The sequence below is a fragment of the Nocardiopsis ganjiahuensis DSM 45031 genome (assembly GCF_000341085.1).
Taxonomy (GTDB): Bacteria; Actinomycetota; Actinomycetes; order Streptosporangiales; family Streptosporangiaceae; genus Nocardiopsis; species Nocardiopsis ganjiahuensis.
On record NZ_ANBA01000020.1, the window covers coordinates 101,219 to 123,195 of the forward strand.

A 21,977-nucleotide genomic window follows, 5' to 3' on the forward strand; every position below is an offset into this window, starting at 1 on the left:
TAGCCAACATAAGGAGCTCCTGATGGCCACAGGCACGAGACCACAAACCCTCATCGTCGGACGCAGCGCCCTCCCTCTGACCGGGGCCGTGGAGATCCTTCGGGCCCGGGGCTACGGCGCGAACGCCACGAACCAGTTCGACCGGGTCCTCGACGACTACGACGCAACCGACCTCGACCTCGTCATCTTCGGCGGCCAGGTACCGCCCGCGCTGAGGACGCACCTGGAGACGGCGATCAGCGAGCGCAATCCGCGGACGCGGTTCCTCAGCGGACTGGGCGGTCTGGCCCCGCTGCTGGCCGCACAGGTCGAGGAGTACACCCACGGCACGCCATCGGAAGCCTCCTACGACCACGAGACTCGGACACTGCACCTGACGCTTTCCGACACGACCCGTGTCGTCGTCACCGGGCTCTGGGCCGAGGCCGTGCCGCCCGAGCCGATCCCCCACACCTTCATGATCAGCGACGGCGAACTGCCGGTCGGCGCCCATGCCATCGCACTCCCCGAGGAGGTACCGGACCGGGGAGCGTTCGTCAGCGTCCGCATCGGCGAACGCACATCCGTCCTACGGATCGGCCCCGCTCCGCGACCGAGCGGTTCAGCCACGCCCCAGGCGCTGCCGGCCCCCGAGCCGGTGACGACGCGCTACCCGTGGACGCGGTGAGTCCGTACGGGGGTGGTGACGAGTACACACCGGGGACCTCCCCGGAAAACAGGAACGGACCGCGGCGATGAGGACGAAGTCCCCCTGGCAGGGTCCGTTCCGGAGTGAGGTGGGCCCTGGGCAAGCCAACTACAACCCGTGGGGCGAAGCCCCACATCGGGGGTCCGGAGGTCGCCCCCCAGAGGAAACGACGAAACGACCTGGCGAGGAGGACGAAGTCCCCCGAGCAGAGTCGTTCCGGAGTGGGGTGGGCGCGAAGGGACTCGAACCCCTGGCCTATTGCTTGTAAGGCAATTGCTCTAACCAACTGAGCTACGCGCCCTCTGTGCGTCGCGAGTGATCATACCGCTTCGCGGCGGTGTTCGCGCCTGCTTATCCGGCCAGGAGGCGGGCCTGGTGGAGGTACTCGGCAACGTCCCGGGGCTGCCCGGCGGGGGTCCGGACGGTCCAGCGGACGGTGCCCTCACCGTCGATGAGGAAGGTGCCGCGCCGGGCGACGCCCCGCTGGGCGTCGAAGACCCCGTAGGCCCGGGCGGTCGCGCCGTGGGGCCAGAAGTCGGACAGCAGCGCGAAGGGAAAGCTCTCCTGGTCGGACCAGGTGCGCAGGGCGAAGGTGGAGTCGACGGACACCGCGAGAACGGTGACACCCAGTTCCCTGAGCTCGGCGTGGTGCTTCCGCAGGTCGGCGAGTTCGCCGGCGCACACGCCGGAGAACGCCAGCGGGTAGAAGACCACGAGCACGGGAGCGCCCCGGAGGGAGCTCAGGACGGTGTCCTGGCCGTACTGGTCCCGGAGGTCGATCTCGGGCGCACTGGTGCCCACGGCGGCGGTGTCGGTCATGCTCGCGTTCGTGTTCGTCGGCCGCGCAGGCCGGAGACGGCGCCCGCCGGTCGGCGGGCGCCCTTCAGCGCCGCGCGCCCGTTCTGCTCCGGGGCGCGCGGCACCGGACGTCTCACCCGGTGCGGGTGCTGCCCGTCACCGCTTCGGGACGACCAGACGGGTGCCCGACCAGTCGGCGCCGATGCTGACCGCGCTGGTCTGGGAAAGGCCCGAGGTGTTGGCCGCCTCGGCGACGTCGTTGGGGGACACGTGCAGCTCACGTCCAGCCTTCGGGGTCAGGACCAGGATGGTCCCTCCGTCGGCAATGGTGGTCACCGTGTCCATCAGAGCGTCGGTGAGGTCGCCTTCCTCGTCGGACCGCCACCACAGCAGTGCCGCGTCGACGTCGCCATCGTACTCCTCGTCGACCAGTGCCTCGCCCGTGAACTCGGCGATGGATGCGCGCAGTCCCTCGTCGACGTCGTCGTCGAACCCGAATTCCTGCACCACCTGACCCGGCTTGAATCCGAGTCGGTCAGCCAAGCCGCGTTCGCTTTGTGCCTGGCCCGCGGTCGCGCTCACGAAAGTTCTCCTCCACAGATGGTTTTTCTCAATCTTGCCTGCACGAAGCAGTTGTCACAACGATGCCGGGCTTTTTCGTCGCCCGTCACGTGGGTCCGCAACCATCGCTGATGGCCTAGTTCACACGGTAGTGGCATCTCCCGTCAACGCGCGGCCGAACCGGCGCCCGCCGAATCCGGTCATGTGGACCCCAGAAAGGACAACCGCACCTGCCGGTCCGGGTTGTCCACGTTCAGGTCCACAATCGCGATGGACTGCCACGTCCCCAGTTCGAGTCTGCCCGACAGAACGGGCACCGTGGTCTGTGGAGCGACGAACGCCGGCATGACGTGCGAACGCCCGTGCCCCTGGGAGCCGTGTTTGTGGCGCCACCGGTCGTCGGCCGGTAGCAGGTCGTCGAGGGTGGCGAGGAGGTCGTCGTCGGACCCCGCTCCCAGCTCGATGATGGCCACACCCGCGGTCGCGTGCGGGACGAAGACGTTGAGCAGTCCGTCACCACCGCTTCGGGCGACGAAGTCGCCGCACTGCTGGGTGATGTCGGTGATGCTCTCCGATCCGCCGGTGTGCAGCTCAAGGATCTGTGTCCGCATAGCGACACCTTCGCGCAGCCGGGCTCCCGGTGCAACCATCACCCGTCGGTCCGCGGATGGCGGAGGCCGTCCCCGAGCGGCCATACTCGTCGTCGACGTGTGTGAAACTGGACGAAAGAAGGGAAAAGGGTGACTGTCTCGTTACTTTTGGGACCCGTGCTCCGGCACGTGGGACCCACCACAGCAACAGTGTGGGTGGAGACGGACGGCCCCTGTGACGTCCGGATCCGTGTCGACGGCGGGCCGGTCTCGGCCGCCCGGACCTTCTCGGTCCACGGCCACCACTACGCCGTGTGCGAAATCGACGATCTCGCCCCCGGTTCGGTCCTCCCCTACGAGATCTTCCTCGGCGAGGACCGCGTCTGGCCCGAACCCGACAGCCCGATGCCGCCGAGTGTCCTGCGCACGCTGTCCCCCCAGGCGCCCACCCGCCTGTTGTACGGCTCCTGTCACACCCCCACCGGCGACACACCCGAGGGCCTGGTCCGCTACGGCCCCGACATGCTCCGCGCCACCGCGCGCCGCCTGGCCCGGGAGGGCCTGGCCTCAACCGACGGCGCCGCCGAGGACAACCTGGTGCTGCTGCTGATCGGCGACCAGGTCTACGCCGACGAGATCCAGGAACCCATGCGCGCCTTCCTCGAGCAGGCGCGGCACGGCGATGCCGAAGACGACGCGCCCGAGGACGAGGTCGTGCGCTACGACGAGTACGCCGAGCTCTACCGCCAGGCCTGGTCCGACCCCCAGGTGCGGTGGCTGCTGTCGACCGTCCCGACCCTGATGGTCTTCGACGACCACGACATCCGCGACGACTGGAACACCTCGGCCGCCTGGCGGCGCTCCATGGACGAGCACCCGTGGTGGCGCACCCGGGTGACCAGCGGGATCGGCGCCTACTGGGTGTACCAGCACGTGGGAAACCTCTCCCCCGAGGCGCGCGCCGAGGACCCCCTGTGGGAGGCCGTCCTCGACCACCGGGAACGCGGAACCGACGCCGGGGACGCCTTGGACGCCTTCGCCCGGCGTGCGCACGGCGAACCCTCCTCCTACCGGTGGAGCCACCGCCACGACATCGGCGACGTACGCGTCCTGGTGGCCGACACCCGCTGCGGACGGGCACTCGGCGAGGGCGACCCCTCCGACGGCTCCCGGTCCATCCTGGGGCCCGAGGGGCACGACTGGCTCGACCGGAACCTCACCGGCGGCCCCGAGCACCTCGTGGTGGCCTCCACCGTCCCGATCCTGCTGCCGCCCTCCGTGCACCACCTGGAGGCGTGGAACGAGGCCGTGTGCGGCGGCGCCTGGGGGTCGGCGGCGCGCGGACCGGCGGAGAAGCTCCGCCAGGCCCTGGACCTGGAGCACTGGGGCGCCTTCCAGTACTCCTTCCACCGTCTCGCCGACGCCGTGATCGACGTCGCCCGCGGCGAACGCGGACCGGCCCCCGCCACCGTCCTCCTGCTCGGCGGGGACGTCCACTTCTCCTACCTGGCGCGCGCCCGGGCCCGCACGGGCGGGACGTCCTCCCGGGTGACCCAGCTGGTCTCCTCCGCGCTGTGCAACCAGCTCCCGCCGACCTTCCGCCGCGCCGCGGCCCTGTCCACGAGCTGGCCCTTCCAGGTGGCCGGGAAGATCATGACCCGGCTGGCCGGGGTGCGCCGCAGCCCGCTGTCCTGGCGCCTGGCCGAGCGCCCCTACTTCGGCAACACGATCGGCGAGGTGGCCTTCGACGGCCGCGAGGCCGAGGCGCGCTGGTACCACTGCCCACAAGGCGGTGACGACGCCCTGCCCGAGGTCCGCCGCCGCGTCCGCGTCTGAGGTCCGTGTTCGGAATCCTCCCGTGCGCGCACCCGGCCCCCGCCGGCGGCCCGGTAGGAGTCCTCCCCGGCGTGGTGGTTCCGCCGCCGGAGCGGTGCCCGCCCCGAACCGGCCGGGGAACCGGTGGTCCCGGCCCGGACACGGCTGTGGCGGCGTTCCGGATCGGAACGCCGCCACAGGCGGTTCTAGGGCTTGTTGGAGTGGGGTCGGCGGGTGGACGAAGGGCCGCGGCGCCTGCGGCGCACGCTCAACCCGAGGGCACCGCCCTCCTCCAGGATCTGCCGGGCGGCCCGGTCGACCGTGCCGCGGGACCCGGAGGCCGGGGAGGGGATGTCCTCGGTCCCGGCCGGTTCGGGCTTGGGAATGAGCGCGGTGGGCTCGTTGTCCTGGTCCCCGGTCTCCTCCGGAAGCGCCTGGAGCTTACGGGTGCGCTGCAGCTGCGGGTCCCCGGTGCCGGGCTGGTCCGCGGCGGGGACGGCCGGCTCGGTCGGGTTGAGCTTCTCCTCCCGCACGGCCTCCTTCCACGCCTGCTCCTGCTGCTGGTCCTGCTCCTTCTGCTGGGCCAGACGACGGGCCCGGTCGGCACGCCAGGCACGGTAGGAACGGGCCAGCGGAGTGGCGATCGGCCAGGTGACCTTGGCCGGTCGGGACAGCGCGTGCCACAGGTAGGCCGTGGTGCCCCAGGCCTCCATCGCCCGGCGCGCCTTGGTGATGGTGAAGAAGGTGGGCATGGCCAGCAGCAGCTGGGGCCAGGCCAGGGCCAGCGCGGCGAACAGCGGGTACATCCCGCCGCCCGCGATCGCGGCGGCCGCACCGATGGCCATCGGCACCAGGGCCAGCGCCACCCGCAGCTGGGTGAACTGGCGGAAACGGTGCAGGGCGCGCCGGGCGGACACCGGCGGCGCCAGGCCCTCCGGCAGCGGGGTGGGCTGCACGATCATCGCGAGCAGCAGTGTCCCCACACCCACACTCGCGGCCAGCAGGATCGTCCAACCGGCGGCGGAGAACGCGCCACCCACCAACAGGTACACCAGTCCGAGAACCGGGAGCGGCGCGGGGAGCCAGAACAGCACCCGTCTGCGCAGCTCGCCCTCCTGCGTGGGCTGAAGTACGAAATCGATCACCGGACGTAGTATCCGGAACCTCTTCCTCGGTCGCTCGACCACAGCGTTGGACCCCCCAAGAACGTCGTGACGAGGCGGTGCGGGGAGCGACGCCCGAGGGTTTTCGTCGCCTCTCGGCTCCACCTGCAACCCGCCCGTATCAAAGCTATCCCTTTTCGCGTAGTCCCCGGGCGCACACGGTCAGTCACAGACATACCCGACGCTGGTGAAACTTCCATAAGCGGGATGACATGGCAGGCAACGATCAGATTACGACGTGTCGAAGGTCTCCGTCACAGTTTTGGCAGATACCGGCCACGACTCACCCGTCCCGGGTTTCGGACAGCCTTCCGAGAGCCACCGCCACGCGGAGCACGAACGAGCCCCGGCCGTCCGAGGGGATGTGCCCGGTGAGTTCGGAGATGCGGCTGAGCCGGTAGCGCACCGTGTTCGGATGCACGAAGAGCATGCGCGCGGTCGCCTCCAGCGAGGAGGCGTGTTCGAGGTAGACCGACAGCGTGTCCAGGAGCGGGGAACCCGCGCCCTGGAGGGGGAGGTAGACCTCCCTCACGAGCTGTCGGCGGGCCTCGGTGTCGCCTTCCAGCGCACGCTCGGGAAGAAGGTCGTCGGCGATCACGGGCCTGGGCGCGTCGGGCCAGGCCACCGCGGCCCGGAGTCCGCTCACCGCCGCACGCACCGAGATCCCCGCCGTGTGCAGGTCGGGCACCGCCGGACCCACCACCACGGGGCCGTCCCCGAAGAGTCCGGCCAGGGGTTCCGCGGCCGCGGCCGGCAGTTCGTCCACCGGGTAGCGGTCACCGACCCCGACCACCACGACCACGCGACGCCCCTGCATGCCCGCCAGCACGTCGTAGCCCAGACGGCGGGCGGCCGAGCGCAGGTCGTCCAGGACCTTGCCGCCGTCCTCCTCGCCGATGTCCCCGGCCACCGCGATCACCGGGGTGTGCGACCAGCCGAGCGCCGACCCCCAGGTCTGCAGCCCGTCCACCTGGTCGCCGTGCAGCAGGGCGTCGACGATCAGCGCCTCCAGCCGCGCGTCCCAGGCGCCCCGGGCCTCGGCCGCGCGGGCGTAGACCTTGGCGGAGCTGAAGGCCACCTCACGGGTGTAGCGGAGCATGGCCTCCCGCAGCTGCTGTTCGCCGCCCGGGGCGGCCAGGTCGTCCACCTGGCTCTCCACCACCTCGATGACCACGCGGATCATGTCGACGGTCTGCTGCAGCGAGACCGACCTGGTGAGTTCGCGCGGGGCGGTGCCGAAGACCTCCACCGTGATCGCCGGGCGACCGCGCTCGGGGTTGCGGAACCAGTCCACGAAGGCGGCGACCCCGGACTGGGCCACGAGGCCGATCCAGGAGCGGTCCTGGGCCGACATCCGGCGGAACCAGCCGAGCCGCTCCTCCATGCGGCTGACGGCCGCGGTGCCCAGGACGCCCATGGAGCGTTCCAGGCGCCGGACGGTCTCGGCCCGGACCTGGTCCTGCGCCGAGTCCGTCCGGCCCTTCGGGGTGTCGGTCTGGTTCTGTGGGGCGTCGGCCCCGGTCGGCGAGCTCGCGCCGTCCTCGGCCGGTTGGGGTTCGGTGTTCACTCGTCTAGGTTCGCATCCCCTCCGCTCCCGGCCCGGAGTTCACCCCCGTGTCGGCCGTCACCCCGCAGGTGGAACAGGGTCCGTGAACGACGCACGGAGAGTGCCGCGTAACGTCGGAAAGTGATCTCCTCCACCCGTTTCGGGTTTGTGGACACACTGCGGACAGCATTTTGTGGAGTACCTACAAACGCTGTCCTGTGAACTTCGTGTCTCTCCCTATCCAACTGGTGATCTCCTACAGGGCAAGGTTGATGTCGTGCTTGTAATCGTTGCTCCCGGCCAAGGCGCCCAGGTTCCCGGTTTCCTCTCCCCGTGGCTCGAACTCCCCGGCATGGCCGAGACGTTCGCCTCGTGGTCCGAGGTGACCGGTCTCGACCTCGTGCGCTACGGCACCACCGCGGACGCGGACGAGATCCGTGACACCGCTGTCGCCCAGCCCCTGCTGGTCGGCGCCGGCCTCGCCGCGGCCACCGCCGTGCTCGGTCCGCTGACCGCCCCCGAGGCGGCGCTGCCCGCGAACCCCTCGTTCGTGGACGCCACCGCCGGACACAGCGTCGGCGAGTTCACCGCCGCGGCGATCGCCGGTGTGCTCTCCCCCAAGGACGCGCTGGCGCTGGTCGCCGAACGCGGCCGCGGGATGGCCGACGCCGCCGCCCGTACCGAGACCGGCATGACCGCGGTCCTGGGCGGCAAGCGCGAGGACGTCCTGGCCGCCATCGAGGCCGCCGGGCTGACCCCGGCCAACGACAACGGGTCCGGGCAGATCGTGGCCGCGGGCACCATCGCCCAGCTGGCCGCCTTCGCCGAGAACCCGCCCGAGCGGGCCCGGCTGCGCCCCCTGTCCGTGGCGGGTGCCTTCCACACCGAGCACATGGCCCCGGCCGTGGAGCGGGTGCGTGCGGCCGCCCGGGGGCTGAGCCCCGCCGACCCCAGCGTGCGCCTGCTGTCCAACGCGGACGGCGCCGTGGTCGGCAGCGGCACCGAGTACCTGGAGCGCCTGGTCGCGCAGATCTCCTCCCCGGTCCGCTGGGACGCGTGCACGCAGACGCTCGCCGACCTCGGGGTGACCGCCCTCATCGAGCTGACCCCCGCGGGGACCCTCACCGGCCTCGCCAAGCGTGCGTTGCGCGGCGTCGAGCTCCTCGCGGTGAAGACCCCCGACGACCTCGAGCGCGCAGGCGCCCTCATCAAGGAGCACGCGGGAACCGCCCCCTCCGCGAGCACCCAGCAGGAAGGTTGACCATGTTCAAGGTCCCGAGCGCGCCCGGCGGCGCCGCGATCCTCTCCTTCGGCGAGTACCAGCCGTCGCAGGTGGTGACCAACGCCGACCTCGAGGCCCGCGTCGACACCACCGACGAGTGGATCCAGAGCCGCGTGGGCATCAGGGAGCGGCGCATCGCGGGCCCCGAGGACACCGTCGCGAGCATGGCCGTGGCCGCCGGGGGCAAGGCCCTGGCCGCCAGCGGGCTCTCCCCCGAGGACATCGACCTGGTGATCGTGGCCACCTGCACGGTGCAGGACCAGATCCCCAACACCGCGGCCACCGTCGCCACCAGGCTCGGCATCGTCGCCCCGGGCGCCTTCGACCTCAACGCCGCCTGCGCCGGCTTCGTCTACGCCCTCGGGCTGGCCTCGGACTCCGTCCGGGTCGGCAGCGCGCGCAACGTCCTGGTGATCGGTTCGGAGAAGCTCAGCGACTGGGTGGACTGGGAGGACCGGTCCACCTGTGTGATCTTCGCCGACGGTGCCGGCGCCGCCGTGGTCTCGGCCTCCGAGGACCACGGCATCGGACCGGTCGTCTGGGGCTCCTCGGGTGACCGGGCCGACAAGATCTACCTCCGGGAGGGCAAGTACCTCTACCAGGAGGGCCAGGCCGTCTTCCGGTGGACCACCACCGAGCTGTACAAGGTGGCCCTGGAAGCCCTGGAGCGGGCCGGCGTGGAGCCCTCGGAGCTCACCGCCTTCGTGCCCCACCAGGCCAACCTGCGGATCGTCGAATCCATCGCGCGCAAGCTGGGGGCACCCCAGGCACTCGTTGCCCGCGATATCGTCACCGCGGGCAACACCTCCTCCGCGTCGGTCCCTCTCGCGCTGTCGCGCATGATCGAACGCGGGGAACTGCCGTCGGGGAGCACCGTGCTCACCCTGGGATTCGGTGCGGGCTTGGTCTATGCCGCACAGGTGATCCGCATCCCCTGATCCGGATCCCGGAAGGCCCGGGCACTCCCGTTGCACAAGCGGGAACGTTTCCCGACATCACATTCGTCAAGCAAGGAGAAACAAGACATGGCTCTCAGCGAGCAGGAGATCCTGGCCGGCCTCGGCGAGATCGTCGAAGAGATCGTCGGCACCGAGCCGTCCGACGTCACGCCCGAGAAGAGCTTCGTGGACGACCTGGACATCGACTCGCTGTCCATGGTGGAGATCGCCGTCGCCGCGCAGGACAAGTTCGGCGTGGAGATCCCCGACGACCAGCTCAAGGACCTCAAGACGGTCCAGGACGTCATCAACTTCATCCAGAAGTAGCGTGCCCGGGCCGCCGGGTACACAACCACCCGGCGGCCCGTTCGTCCGCACCACGGACGGCCCAGACCCACCATCCGCCACGCCTCCCGGCACACACCGCCGGGAACGACCCACGAGAAGGGCGATCGGATCATGTCCAAGACCGATGTCGTCGTCACCGGCCTCGGCGCCACCACCCCCCTCGGGGGTGACGTCGCGACCACATGGTCCGCGCTCCTCGACGGCCGCTCCGGGATCAGCATGCTGCCGGAGGACTGGCACGAGAAGCTCCCGGTGCACTTCGCCGGGCAGATCGCGCAGGAGCCCTCGGAGAAGCTTCCGCGTCCCAGGCTGCGCCGCCTCGACCGGACCCAGCAGTTCGCCCTCATCGCCGCACAGGAGGCGTGGGCGGACGCGGGCGCCCCCGAGATGGACCCCCTCCGCCTCGGAGTGGTGGTCTCCAGCGGGATCGGTGGCATCCTCACCATCCTGGAGCAGTACGACAACTTCCGTGAGAAGGGCTGGAAGCGGGTCTCCCCGTTCACCGTGCCCATGCTCATGCCCAACAGCCCGGCCGCGGCCGTCGCCCTGGAGTTCACCGCCCGCGCCGGGGCCCACGCCCCGGTCAGCGCCTGCGCCTCCAGCGCGGAGGCCATCGCCAACGCCGTGGACATGATCCGCGCCGGGCGGGCCGACGTGGTGATCGCGGGCGGGACCGAGGCCGCGATCCACCCGCTCAACATCGCCTCCTTCGCGTCCATGCGTGCCCTGTCCACGCGCAACGACGACCCGCAGACCGCGTCCCGTCCCTGGGACAAGGACCGCGACGGCTTCGTCATGGGCGAGGGCGCCGGCATCCTCGTCCTGGAGTCGGCCGAGCACGCCGCCAAGCGCGGTGCGCGCGTGTACGCCCGCGCCGCCGGTGTCGGCTACACGAACGACGCCTTCGACATCGTCCAGCCCGACCCCGAAGGCGCCGGTCAGGCCCGCGCCATCACCCAGGCGCTGACCGACGCCGACCTCAAGCCCAGTGACATCGTGCACGTCAACGCGCACGCCACGTCCACCCCGGCCGGTGACGTCGGGGAGACCCGGGCGATCCGCTCGGCTCTGGGCGACTCCGCCGCGGACCGGGTCGCGGTGACCTCCACCAAGTCCATGACCGGCCACCTCCTGGGCGGCGCGGGCGCGGTGGAGTCGATCGCGACCATCCTGGCCCTGCACGACGGCATGATCCCGCCGACCATCAACACCTCCGAGCTCGACCCCGAGGTGGCCGTGGACATCGTCCTCGACAAGCCCCGGGAGATGCCCGGCGGTGACATCGCCGCCATCAACGAGTCCTTCGGCTTCGGCGGCCACAACATCGCCCTGGCCTTCCGCCGCGCCTGACCCGGCCCGGACCTGAGCGGTCCGAGCGCGTCTCCGTTCCACCCAGTGGGCGTCACCGTACGGTGACGCCCACTGTCGTGTCGGTGACCCCTGCCGCCGGTGCGTGAACGTCCGGGGACCCCCGTCTCAAGAACGGCTGAACAGCCGCGCACAGGGCTTCAGGTCGACTGGCCCCACGGGTCACCATGGTGGGCGTGTCCACCCTTCACCCCCCACACCACCGACCGGCACCCGGCTCCGCCGAGGTCGAACCGCGAACGACGCGGGGCCCGTCGTTCCGTCCCGTCGTGGACCTGGACTCCGGTGCCGTCGTGGCGGTGGAGGTCGTCACCCGGGTCCCGGAAGGGCTGGGCCGACCGGACGGGAGCGGCCGCGGGGCCGTGCTCACCGCCGAGTGGCTCGCCTCCCTGGTCCGCAACGGGATCGGCTCCGAGTACCTGCTGCCGCTGATACTGCCCCTGCCCTCGGCCGTCCTCGTCGACGGGGGAAACCTTCCCGCGCTGGTCGAGAGCGCGCTGCGCCGGGCCGGCCGACGGCCGCGCGACGTCACTCTGATGCTCACCCCCGACCTGGTGGACCTGCCCCGGACGGCGGTGCTCGCGGGGGTCGCGGGCCTGCGGGCCCTGGGCTTCCGGTGCGGTTTCGGCACCGCGATGGCCCGGCCGGACCTGGTCGTGGAGGCGACCCCCTTCCTGGCCCGGTTGGACCCCGCCCTGGTGTCGGGGATCGACGGCGACCAGCGCCACGGCGGGATCGTGGAGGGGCTGGCCCGGATCGGGCGGAGCAGCGGTGTGTACGCGCTGGCGGCGGGGGTGTCCCGCTCCGAGGAGATCGTTCGGCTGCGCCAGTGCGGGGTGCGGCTGGGCAGCGGGGCGTTCTTCGCCGAACCGGACTGGCGGCCCGGGGAGAAGGTGACGCCGGTACCCGAACCGGCGGCCACCGCCCTGGACGACACCGACGCGGGTCCGCGGGTCACCGAGTTCATGGTCCCGCCGCTGGACTTCGACTCCGAGTCCACGGGAGAACACGTCCTGGAGGCCTTCACGGCTGACACCGCGCTCAACAGCGTGGTGCTCATCGACCACCGGGACCGGCCGACAGGAGTGATCGACCGGACCCGGTTCCTGCTGTCGGTGACCGGACGCTACGGGCACGCGCTGCACGCCAAGCGCCCCGCCCTGCGCCTGGCGGAGTCACCCCGGACGGTCCCGGCGTGGCTGTCGGCGATCTCGGCGCTGCGGGTGGCGGGGCAGGACCGCGAACGCGTCTACGACGACCTGATCGTGACCAACCCGTACGGCCAGTGCATGGGTGTGGTGCACGTCAGTGACCTCATCCAGTCGCTGTCACGGCATTGACCCCCGGCGGAGCGCCTCCCCCGCCCCGCATCCGCTCGTGGAAGCGGAGAGGACCCCGCACCGGGTTCGGTGCGGGGTCCTCATGTGTTCGCGGTCGGTCTCCGTCCGGTCAGCGCAGGGGTTCGGGGCCCTTGGTGCCCGAAGGACTGCTGGTCGGAGGGGTGTCGTCCGCGGAGTAGTCGTTGAAGTGCGTGTCCACTCCGGCTTCCCGCAGCTCCTGCCGGAGCATCTCGCGGGTCTCCTCGTCGTGGAGGTAGTCCAGCTCGGGACGCCTGGGCAGTCGGCCGTCACCGGAGGATCGGCCCATCGCCCGGCGGCGCAGCCACGGCACGAGGTGCTGGCGCGCCCAGCGGCGGCCCTCGCGGCGGCGCAGGATCACGGGCAGCTGCTGCGGCGGGGTCGACCAGGGGTCGGCCCAGGTCTCGGGCGGGCCCATCGGGTGGCCGAGCAGGTCGGCGACGCGGGCCGCGATGATCTGGTGGCCGGCGCCGTTGGGGTGCAGCCGGTCGTCGCTCCAGGCCCGGGGGTCGTTGAGGGCGTTGAGCGCCCACAGGTCGACGATCTCGGTGCCGGTGCGCTCGGCCACGGCGCGCATGTGCATGCTGAACACCGCGATGCGGCCCCGGTACAGGCGCAGCACCGGGATCCACCCGGTGTCGTGCCCGGCGAGGATGACGACCCGGATACCGGCGTCGCGGAGCTGCCGCACGCCCCACTCGAACGTCTCGGCCAGCTCGTCCAGGTCGCCCCCCGGGCGCAGGACGTCGTTGCCGCCGCCGAGGACGGTGACCAGGTCCGGCTTCCAGTCCAGGGTCTGTTCGAGCTGTTCGCCGAAGATGTGCTTCATCCGGCGGCCACGCACACCGAGGTTGGCGTAGCGGAAGTCCGGGGAGAGGGTGCCCAGGTGTTCCGCGAGGCGGTCCGCGAACCCCCGGTACTCGCCGCCGGGGCCGCTGTCGTCCTCCATGCCCTCTGTGATGCTGTCACCGATCGCCACGTAGGACCGGATCAGCTCCGGTCTGTCAGCGGGCGCAGCAGCCGGGGGATTCATCTCAAGGTCTGTCACGTCAACCAATCATCCGGATCGACCGTCCCACGCCTGCCAAGCGCCGGGGTGCGCGGGAACGGAAGTCTTGGCGGGTCGCGGTGTGCCGCTGGCCCGAATGTCCGAGCACCGTCGGCCCCGGGGTCGGCCGCGCTGCGGCCACCCGGCCGAAGGGCGCTCGGGCGAGGACAGTGCCCGTCCAGCATACCCGCGCCCGACGTCAGCGCGCCGGGCTCGTGTGTGCCGGAGCTCTCCGGTTCGTCCTCCTCCACCGGACCCCCGGCCACGGGACCGCGTCCCCAACGGAACGACACGTCGCGCGGGAGGCACCGTGGGAACAACGCCCGAAGGACGCGGGAAGAGCCAAAAGTCCGATATGAGGTAGATCACAATCTTTCGAAGATTTTTGACGTTAATCTCCTCTATCACGGTGATCACACGCTGTGGTCACCCTCCGGTATCGGCCCACCGGGTCGGCCTGGGACTACCCATGGGGGCCCGGGGCACGTACGATCTCGGAGAAGTGCTCACGGCACCCCTGTCCCTCGGCCGGCCGTGCCCCTCACACGAAACAGCCGAGTAGGTTCAAGACCCGTCCTCCTCCGGGTCAAGGGCGCGTACTGTGGTGCATCGAACCGAAGGCCCGTGCGGTTCCTCCCCAATTCACGTGCAGACACCAGGAGGTCGAGGTCCCCAGCGGATGAACGCCGTCTCTCCGATCTGCCTCGTCGACCTCGCACCCGCCCTGCGGTGGTCGAGGTCGCCGGACGTGGCACCCCTGCTCCACCATGACCGTCTGATCGACGGCTGGTGGCACTCGCTGCCCGTCGCCCGTGTCCTGGACATCGCCGGACCTCCCTGGCTCGCGAACGGACTGGCCCGCCTCGCGGTGGAACAGTGGGGACACGTCGCCCTCTCCGAGTTCCTGCCGAGCCTGCGCACCCAGCCCGTGGACTGCTCCGACCTGGCCGAACCCGTCCGCGGCGCGGTGGTCACCGCCGCCGGGAACTGGGACCGCCTCATCTCGACCAGCCCTCAGGCGATGCACGAGTGGCACCTCCAGGGCTGCGGCGTCCTCGACATCGTCAGCACCGTCGCCTGGCGCGCCCTCCAGCCCTGCTGTGAACTGCCCAGCGGCCCCACCCCCTCCCCCGCTCTCATGACGGAGGCCGTGCGCACCATCGCGCACTGGCTCCCCGATTCAGCACCCGAACACGTGCGCAACGCGCTCGACTACCTCAACGCCGCGACGGGCACGAGCGGGGCGCCCGACCTCGCCGAGAGCACCGGAGACGGCTCCGTGCCGCCGCAGACACCGGCCACCCGTGCGATCCGGACCCTGAGGGCCCTGCGCGCCCAGCAGGACCAGCCTCCGGGCGAGCACCAGCCCTCCCCCGAGGCCGAGGCCCCCGCCGCGGTCGGCGGCATGGTCAGCTCCGCGGCGATGCTCCCCGGGGCGGCGATCGGCGCCGAGACGGTGGACGTGGACGCCCGGATCGCGGCGTCCAACGGCGTGGGCGACCTGCGTTCGCAGTTCCGGAGCTCGCTCCTGGGCCCCGGCCGCACCCTGCGCCGCCCCAGCTTCAGCCGGACCAAGGCGCCCCGCCCCGAGCAGGCGGAGGAGCGTCCCGCCCCGCACGTCCTGGGCCGGCACCCCCTGGTGGACCAGGTCGAGGAGATGTTCCGCTCCTGGCCCGACCTCGAACGCACGGTGGCCGCCGAACGGCTCTTCGCCACGGACCCGATCAGCATCCGCGTGCTCTCCGAGCAGATAGCGGTGGACGTGACCGAGATCCGCGGAGCGCAGCGCAAGGTCGAGGAACGACTGCTGCGCTGGCTCGGTTCCCCCGAGGGCAGCACCATAACCAAACACCTCCGGGAGCTGTCCGAACAGCTCGGTTCGGCGACCACCATCGACCGGCTCATCAACGCGCACCCGGACCACCCGGTGGAGGTGCCCACGCTGCACACTCCCCTGTGGCGCGTGATCATCACCCTGTTCACCGACCGCCGCATGCACAACGGCTGGCTCATCGCCGACGACCCGAACCGGTTGCGCTGGCAGACCCGTGAGCTGCTGGGCGGCACCCCCAACCTGACCGAGGCGGGGATCCGGCTGGGCCGGATCGGCATCCGCCAGCAGGAGCTGCGCGCCTGGCTGCTGAGCACCCCCGGGGTGAGCCTGCGTGACGGACACGTGCACGTGGACACCTCGGTGCCCATGGAGGCTCCCAGCGGCGGTCACTCGCCCGAGGAATCCGGCGCCACGACCGAGAACGGGCTGCCCATCCGGCGCCGGCCCGACGGCCAACCCGCTCCCGCCGAGCCCGCCCTGTCCGGAGCCGACCAGGGCTACCAGCAAAGACCCGGCCCCGACCAGGGTGGTTACCAGCCCGGTCACGCCCCCGTCCCCATGTCGGTGCCCCCTTCCCCGGTCGTGGTCCACGCACCCCAGACCCGCCCCGGAGCCAGCGACCCGGCCACCTCGGCCCGCTGCTTCCGTGCCCCGGACGGGCGCTGGTGGCACCGCATCGACATCACCGCCGACCACCTCAACGGCGCCCCGGTGGCCGTCCCCACCGGCTACGCCACCCACCTGGGCCTGCAGCCCGGCCGGTTGCTGTGCCTGACCGCCCCCGGCGCGGACCTGCTGGTGCTGGTCTGGCGTGACCAGCCGGCCTTCGACTCCCTGCGCCCGCTTCTGCGCCGCCAGGCCGCCCAGCCGGGCGACCGCATGTTCATCACGGTCTCCGGCGACCGTCTGGACGCGCGCAAGCTGCCCGCCAACGATCTCAGCGGGCACCCGCCGGCCGCCCGTGCCCTGCACCTGATCGGTTACACCGCACCGGCCTCCACCGACGAGGCGCTCAGGATCCTGTCCCGCCGGATCACCGACCACGGGGACGAGTCCCTGGCGGACCCCCAGGCGCTGCTGGACGCGCTGTCCCTGCGCGGGGACGACGACATCGCCGGTGAACTGCGCGCGGGGATGTTCGCCGCGCACTGACCCTCTGAAGACACGAGAGAACCCCCGGACGGCCGCCGTCCGGGGGTTCTCTCGTGTCCGGGGGAGGATTCCGGGCCGGCCCGGGCCCGGACGGGGCCGCGGGGGTACCACCCGGCAGCAGAAAGATATAGGTTAGCCTTACCTAATAGATTTGAGGTGGTCCTCCTGCTGCCGTACCCGAACTCCCTCACGCCCTCCCCCGCCGAGCGGGCGCGCTCCGTCCTCTCCCGACCCAACCCGGCCACGGTCACCGGCGCCGACGTCTCCCTGCACCTGACCGGAGCCGTCTGCCACACCACGTCCGAAGGCGAGGTCACGCTTCTGGTCCCCGACCAGCACCGCGTCCTGGCCGAGATCGGCGGGGACACCCTGGAGGCCACCGTCGAGTTCACCGACACCGCCCCGGTGGACCTGCGCGACCCGACCCGCTCCCTGCTGTGGGTCAGCGGCGGCCTGAGCGTCCCCTCCCTCTCCGACGCCCGCGACCGCGCGCTCTCCGTCCTGGCCGACGACCCCGACGAGCGCCTGCTCGACCTCGGGCACGGCCGCACCATGGTCGTCATCGACCCCCACCTGGTCGTCCACTCCGACCACGACGGCTGCCACCTGCTGCGCCCGGAGGAGTTCACGGACGCCGCCGCGGACCCCCTCGGCCGCTGGGAGGGTCCCTGGCTGCGCCACCTGGAGGACGACCACCCCGACGTCCTCCGGGCCCTGGTCACCCGGTGCGCCACCCCGCTCCCCCAGGGCCGGCCGCGCCCGCTCGGTGTGGACCGCCACGGGCTCCGGCTGCGCCTGGAGGGCCCCGACGGCGACCACGACGTCCGGATCCCGTTCCGCAGGCCCGCCCGCACCCCGCACGACGTCGCCCACGAGGTCCAGGAGATGGCCGGTCTCGACCAGCACCGGTGCTGAGCGGGCGCCCGGAGGCGGCGGCGACCACGCAGGGCACCACCGGACGCCCGGACACGCGAGCCCCGCCACCGGAACCGGCGGCGGACAGCACGACGGGCCGGGCCCCCTACAGGTCCCGGCCCGTGCTCCGACAGAATCGGATCAGACGTTGAAGCCCAGCATGCGCAGCTGGTCCCGACCGTCGTCGGTGATCTTGTCCGGACCCCACGGCGGCATCCAGACCCAGTTGATCTTGACCTCGCGCTCGAACTCTTCCAGGGCGCTGTTGGCCTGGTCCTCGATCACGTCGGTCAGCGGGCAGGCCGCGCTGGTCAGGGTCATGTCCAGGGTGATCGACGTGTCGTCGTGGTTCACCCCGTAGACCAGACCCAGGTCGACGATGTTCACGCCGAGCTCGGGGTCGATCACGTCCTTGAGAGCCTCACCGATCTCCTCGGCCAGCGCCTCCTGTTCAGGGGAGAGCGGAGCGGCCTCGGGCTTCTCGGCGGTCTCGGTCGTCGTGGTCTCGTTGTCACTCATTCAGGCGCCTTCCTTCTCCAAGGACTGCGACACCGCGTCCTTCCAGGCCATCCACCCCAGCAGGGCGCACTTGATCCGAGCCGGGTACTTGGACACACCGACGAACGCCACGGCGTCCTCCAGCACGTCCTCGTCCGGCTCACCCTTGCCCTTGGACTGCATCAACTCGGTGAACGCGTCCAGGGTCGTCATGCCCTCGGCCACCGTCCTGCCGATGAGCAGGTCGGTGAGCACCGAGGTGCTGGCCTGGCTGATCGAACAGCCCATCCCCTCGTAGGAGACGTCGCTGACGACGGCCTTCTCGTCCAGCTCCGAACCGGGGGCGGGGGTCAGCGCCACCCGGAGCGTCACCTCGTCCCCGCAGGTGGGGTTGATGTGGTGCGCCTCGGCGTTGTGCGGATCCCGCAGCCCCTTGTGGTGCGGGTTCCGGTAGTGGTCCAGGATGATTTCCTGGTACATCGCGTCCAACTGCATGGTCAGGCAGAATCCTCGTACTAGGCCCTGGTCCCGAAGAACCTCTGGGCGGCCCGGATGGCCTCCACGAGCGCGTCCACGTCCTCCAACGTGTTGTAGAGGTAGAAGGACGCACGCGTGGACGCGACGATACCGAGCTTGCGGTGCAGCGGCCAGGCACAGTGGTGTCCCACCCGAACCTCGACGCCCTTGTCGTCCAGGACCTGGCCCAGGTCGTGCGGGTGGATGTCGTCCACCACGAACGACACCGCGCCGCCGCGGTCCACGGCCTCGGTCGGGCCCACGATCCGCACGCCCTCGATCGCTCCCACGTGCTTGAGGGCGTACTCGGTGAGCGTGTGCTCGTGCGCGGCGACCCGGTCCATGCCCACCTTCGACAGGTAGTCACAGGCCGCGGCCAGACCGACGGCCTGCGGGGCCATCGGCACACCGGCCTCGAAGCGCTGCGGCGGGTCCGCCCAGGTGGAGTGGCTCATGTGCACCACGCCGATCATCGAACCGCCGCTGATGAACGGCGGCATGGCCGCGAGCAGCTCCCGGCGCCCCCAGAGCACGCCGATCCCGTTGGGACCGAGCATCTTGTGCCCCGAGAAGGCCAGGAAGTCCACGTCCAGCGCGCTGACGTCCACCGGCATGTGCGGAACCGACTGGCAGGCGTCCAGCAGCACCATCGCGCCGACCTCGCGGGCCCGGGCGGTAACGGTACCGACCGGGTTCACGGTGCCGAGCACGTTGGACTGGTGCGCGAAGGCCACCAGCTTGGTGCGCTCGTTGACCAGCTCGTCGAGGTCCGACAGGTCCAGGCGACCTTCCTCGGTCACCGGGAACCAGCGGAGCGTCGCGCCGGTGCGCTGGCAGAGCTGCTGCCAGGGCACCAGGTTGGCGTGGTGCTCCATCTCGGTCACGACGATCTCGTCGCCGGGGCCGACCTGGAAGCCGCGCAGGCCATCGTCGGCCGTGGCGGCGTTGCTCATCGCGTACGCGACCAGGTTCACCGCCTCGGTGGCGTTCTTGGTGAACACCACCTCGTCGGCGTCGGCACCGATGAAACGGGCGATCGTCTCCCGGGCGGACTCGTAGGCGTCGGTGGCCTCCTCCGCGAGCTGGTGCGCCCCACGGTGCACCGCAGCGTTGTGGCGCTCGTAGAACCCGCGCTCGGCGTCCAGCACCTGGCGCGGTTTCTGCGAGGTCGCCCCGGAGTCGAGGTACACCAACGGGCGCTCGTCACGGACGGTCCGGGAGAGGATCGGAAAGTCCTCCCGGATCGCCTGCGTGTCGAGCAGACCGGTGTCGGGCCGACCGGGCTCGCGGAGGGTCATGGTTACGCGCCCGCCTTCACGAACCGCTCGTAGCCGCCGGCCTCGAGGGCGTCGGCCAGCTCGGGGCCACCGGACTCGGCGATGCGACCGTCGGAGAAGACGTGCACGAAGTCCGGCTTCACGTAGTTGAGGATCCGGGTGTAGTGCGTGATGAGCATGACGCCGAGGTCGCTGTTGGCCTGGGCGCGGTTGATGCCCTCGGAGACGACCTTGAGCGCGTCGACGTCCAGGCCGGAGTCGGTCTCGTCCAGGATCGCGACCTTCGGCTTGAGCAGCTCGAGCTGGAGGATCTCGTGGCGCTTCTTCTCACCGCCGGAGAAACCCTCGTTGACGCCGCGGGCGGCGAAGGCCGAGTCGATGGACAGGTCCTTCATCGCGCCCTGGAGCTCCTTGGAGAACTGGCGGAGCTTGGGCGCCTCCCCGCGGACCGCGGTGACGGAGCTGCGGAGGAAGTTGGACATGGAGACGCCGGGAACCTCGACCGGGTACTGCATGGCGAGGAAGACGCCGGCGCGGGCGCGCTCGTCCACCTCCATGTCGAGGATGTTCTCACCGTCGAGGAGGACCTCGCCCTCGGTGATCTCGTAGCGCGGGTGGCCCGCGATCGCGTAGGCGAGGGTGGACTTGCCGGAGCCGTTGGGGCCCATGATGGCGTGGGTCTCACCGGAGTTGATGGTGATGTCAACGCCCTTGAGGATCTCCTGCCGCTCGTCCTCGTTGATGAGGACGTCGGCGCGCAGACCGCGGATTTCGAACTTCGTCATTTCAGGCCTCAGGAATTCTTCTCATCCAGCGACACGAGCACGTCGTCGCCGTCGATCTTCACGTCATAGGTGGGGACCGGCTGGGTCGCGGGCGGGTTGATCGACGCCCCCGAGCGCAGGTCGAAGCAGGAGCCGTGGAGCCAGCACTCGATGGTGCCGTCCTCGACCTCCCCTTCGGAGAGACGGACCTCAGCGTGCGAGCACACGTCACGCAGGGCGAAGATCTCGCCCTCGTTGCGCACCAGCACGATGGGGGTCTCGTCGTCGGTCTCGATCCCCAGGGCCCCCTCCTCGGGGATCTCCCCGAGTTCGGCGACCTTGGTCCAGGCACGCGTCTCACTCATGTGCGGCAAGCTTTCGCTCGACCTTCTCCATGACGTGGTCGCGCAGGTCCTGGTCGTCGATGCGGTTGACGATGTCCAGGAAGTAGCCGCGGATGATCAGGCGACGGGCCTCGTCCTCCGGGATCCCGCGCGAGCGCAGGTAGAAGAGGTGGATGTCGTCGAGCCGCCCGCTGGCGCTGGCGTGCCCCGCCCCCGCGACCTCACCGGTGAAGATCTCCAGGTTCGGGACCGAGTCCACCCGGGTGTCGTCGGAGAGCTGGAGGTTCCGGTTGTTCTCGTAGGAGTCGGTACCGGTGGTGCCCTCGCCGATGATCACGTCACCGATCCAGACAGCGTGGGCGTCCTTGCCGTTCAGCGCGCCCTTGTAGTCCACCCGGGAGCGGGTGTTGGACACGTTGTGGTCGATCAGCGAGCGGTGCTCGTGGTGCTGACCCTCACCGGCGAAGTAGAGGCCGTACAGCTCGGCGTTGCCGCCGCGGCCCTCGTAGGACACGCGCGGCGAGAGCCGGACCAGGTCCCCGCCCAGGGTGATGACGACCGAGCGGAAGCTGGCGTCCTTGCCCACCCGGGCGTTGTGCTGGCTGACCTCGACGGCGTCGTGGTCCCACTCCTGGAGGCTGACCAGGGTGAGCCGGGCGCCGTCGCCGACGTGCACGTCGAGGCTGCCCGCGCGCACACCGGTGCCGGTGTTGGTGATGATCACCGTGGCCTCGGCGAGCGGCTTGACGTCGATGACCAGCTGCTCGAAGGCGGTGCCGCCGAGCCCCTTGCGGTCGATCGTGATCGGCTTGTCGGCGGCCAGCGACTGCGGAACGGTGACGACCGTGGCCTTCTCGAAGGAGGTGTAGGCCTGGGCGATCACGCGGTTGACGGGAAGGCCCGCCTTGCCCAGGCGCTCGTCGTCGCGGCCGACGGTCTCGACGGTGACGCCCTCGGGGGCGTCCACGGCGATCTCGTCGGTGCCGTCGGCGACACCCTTCCAGTCGTGCAGCCCCTTGAGGCGACGCACCGGGGTGAAGCGCCACTCCTCCTCACGCCCGTTCGGGACGGGGAACGCGTCCACGTCCTGGGAACCGTGCGTGTCGAGCTTGGAGACGGGGATCTGCCCCAGCCCGTGGCTGTGCGCCTTGGGCTCAGTGTTCGCGGTCGTCAA

Annotated in this window: 21 protein-coding genes and 1 tRNA gene; 9 read left to right on the forward strand and 13 right to left on the reverse strand. The window is 70.9% G+C overall.

What is annotated here, in order from left to right; translation table 11 throughout:
• Positions 1-22: 22 nt before the first annotated feature.
• The gene (locus D458_RS34325) at positions 23-667 is read left to right on the forward strand and encodes a hypothetical protein (RefSeq protein ID WP_017589696.1); all 645 of its coding nucleotides are present in this window, start codon (positions 23-25) and stop codon (positions 665-667) included.
• Between the two features lie 248 nt (positions 668-915).
• Here the strand turns inward: D458_RS34325 and D458_RS0126285 are convergent.
• The 4 genes from D458_RS0126285 to D458_RS0126300 all read right to left on the reverse strand — a co-directional run bounded on the left by D458_RS0126285 (position 916) and on the right by D458_RS0126300 (position 2,658).
• Positions 916-989, reverse strand: a tRNA-Val gene (locus D458_RS0126285).
• Between the two features lie 50 nt (positions 990-1,039).
• Positions 1,040-1,507: a peroxiredoxin gene (locus D458_RS0126290; protein ID WP_017589697.1), complete on the reverse strand. Its 468-nt coding sequence runs from the start codon at positions 1,505-1,507 to the stop codon at positions 1,040-1,042.
• Positions 1,508-1,642: 135 nt separating this feature from the next.
• Positions 1,643-2,068 (reverse strand): DUF3052 domain-containing protein, encoded by a 426-nt coding sequence (locus tag D458_RS0126295; protein WP_017589698.1) that lies wholly within the window; start codon positions 2,066-2,068, stop codon positions 1,643-1,645.
• A 179-nt stretch (positions 2,069-2,247) separates the two neighbouring features.
• Complete coding sequence (locus D458_RS0126300) at positions 2,248-2,658, reverse strand: secondary thiamine-phosphate synthase enzyme YjbQ (protein ID WP_017589699.1); 411 nt, start codon at positions 2,656-2,658, stop codon at positions 2,248-2,250.
• Between the two features lie 129 nt (positions 2,659-2,787).
• Here D458_RS0126300 and D458_RS0126305 point away from each other — a divergent pair, with 129 nt between their 5' ends.
• Positions 2,788-4,473: an alkaline phosphatase D family protein gene (locus D458_RS0126305; RefSeq protein WP_026119698.1), complete on the forward strand. Its 1,686-nt coding sequence runs from the start codon at positions 2,788-2,790 to the stop codon at positions 4,471-4,473.
• A gap of 185 nt (positions 4,474-4,658) precedes the next feature.
• On the opposite strand, the gene D458_RS0126310 is transcribed toward D458_RS0126305, so the two are convergent.
• Together D458_RS0126310 and D458_RS0126315 are read right to left on the reverse strand one after the other, a co-directional pair.
• Entirely contained in the window at positions 4,659-5,597 is a 939-nt protein-coding gene (locus D458_RS0126310) for a hypothetical protein (protein ID WP_017589701.1), read from the reverse strand.
• A gap of 301 nt (positions 5,598-5,898) precedes the next feature.
• Positions 5,899-7,182 carry a PucR family transcriptional regulator gene (locus tag D458_RS0126315; RefSeq protein ID WP_017589702.1) on the reverse strand — a complete coding sequence of 428 codons (1,284 nt, stop codon included), beginning with the start codon at positions 7,180-7,182 and terminating at the stop codon, positions 5,899-5,901.
• Positions 7,183-7,513: 331 nt separating this feature from the next.
• On the opposite strand from D458_RS0126315, the gene D458_RS0126320 reads away from it, so the two are divergent.
• From D458_RS0126320 to D458_RS0126340, 5 genes are all read left to right on the forward strand, one after another.
• A complete protein-coding gene (locus D458_RS0126320) occupies positions 7,514-8,422 on the forward strand; it encodes an ACP S-malonyltransferase (RefSeq protein WP_017589703.1) in 909 nt (302 codons plus the stop codon).
• A gap of 2 nt (positions 8,423-8,424) precedes the next feature.
• Positions 8,425-9,381: a beta-ketoacyl-ACP synthase III gene (locus tag D458_RS0126325; protein ID WP_017589704.1), complete on the forward strand. Its 957-nt coding sequence runs from the start codon at positions 8,425-8,427 to the stop codon at positions 9,379-9,381.
• An 87-nt stretch (positions 9,382-9,468) separates the two neighbouring features.
• Positions 9,469-9,708, forward strand: coding sequence for an acyl carrier protein (locus D458_RS0126330; protein WP_017589705.1), 240 nt, complete (start codon positions 9,469-9,471; stop codon positions 9,706-9,708).
• Between the two features lie 132 nt (positions 9,709-9,840).
• Positions 9,841-11,079, forward strand: a complete 1,239-nt coding sequence (fabF, locus tag D458_RS0126335) for a beta-ketoacyl-ACP synthase II (protein ID WP_017589706.1) — start codon at positions 9,841-9,843, stop codon at positions 11,077-11,079.
• A 194-nt stretch (positions 11,080-11,273) separates the two neighbouring features.
• Positions 11,274-12,437, forward strand: a complete 1,164-nt coding sequence (locus D458_RS0126340) for an EAL domain-containing protein (RefSeq protein WP_026119699.1) — start codon at positions 11,274-11,276, stop codon at positions 12,435-12,437.
• Between the two features lie 109 nt (positions 12,438-12,546).
• On the opposite strand, the gene D458_RS0126345 is transcribed toward D458_RS0126340, so the two are convergent.
• The gene (locus tag D458_RS0126345) at positions 12,547-13,488 is read right to left on the reverse strand and encodes an SGNH/GDSL hydrolase family protein (protein ID WP_193374660.1); all 942 of its coding nucleotides are present in this window, start codon (positions 13,486-13,488) and stop codon (positions 12,547-12,549) included.
• A 694-nt stretch (positions 13,489-14,182) separates the two neighbouring features.
• On the opposite strand from D458_RS0126345, the gene D458_RS0126350 reads away from it, so the two are divergent.
• Complete coding sequence (locus D458_RS0126350; protein WP_017589709.1) at positions 14,183-16,489, forward strand: hypothetical protein; 2,307 nt, start codon at positions 14,183-14,185, stop codon at positions 16,487-16,489.
• A 156-nt stretch (positions 16,490-16,645) separates the two neighbouring features.
• Positions 16,646-17,404: a DUF2470 domain-containing protein gene (locus D458_RS0126355; RefSeq protein ID WP_017589710.1), complete on the forward strand. Its 759-nt coding sequence runs from the start codon at positions 16,646-16,648 to the stop codon at positions 17,402-17,404.
• Positions 17,405-17,545: 141 nt separating this feature from the next.
• Here D458_RS0126355 and D458_RS0126360 read toward each other — a convergent pair whose 3' ends face one another.
• The 6 genes from D458_RS0126360 to sufD are packed head-to-tail and all read right to left on the reverse strand — an operon-like array spanning position 17,546 to position 21,977.
• A complete protein-coding gene (locus D458_RS0126360) occupies positions 17,546-17,923 on the reverse strand; it encodes a metal-sulfur cluster assembly factor (protein WP_017589711.1) in 378 nt (125 codons plus the stop codon).
• A complete protein-coding gene (gene sufU / locus D458_RS0126365) occupies positions 17,924-18,397 on the reverse strand; it encodes a Fe-S cluster assembly sulfur transfer protein SufU (protein ID WP_017589712.1) in 474 nt (157 codons plus the stop codon).
• A 20-nt stretch (positions 18,398-18,417) separates the two neighbouring features.
• Entirely contained in the window at positions 18,418-19,716 is a 1,299-nt protein-coding gene (locus D458_RS0126370) for a cysteine desulfurase (protein WP_017589713.1), read from the reverse strand.
• Between the two features lie 2 nt (positions 19,717-19,718).
• Complete coding sequence (sufC, locus tag D458_RS0126375) at positions 19,719-20,480, reverse strand: Fe-S cluster assembly ATPase SufC (protein ID WP_017589714.1); 762 nt, start codon at positions 20,478-20,480, stop codon at positions 19,719-19,721.
• Positions 20,481-20,488: 8 nt separating this feature from the next.
• Entirely contained in the window at positions 20,489-20,824 is a 336-nt protein-coding gene (locus tag D458_RS0126380) for a non-heme iron oxygenase ferredoxin subunit (protein ID WP_017589715.1), read from the reverse strand.
• On the reverse strand, positions 20,817-21,977 hold the full coding sequence (sufD, locus tag D458_RS0126385; RefSeq protein ID WP_017589716.1) for a Fe-S cluster assembly protein SufD: 1,161 nt from the start codon (positions 21,975-21,977) through the stop codon (positions 20,817-20,819). Before sufD ends, D458_RS0126380 begins: the two co-directional genes overlap by 8 nt.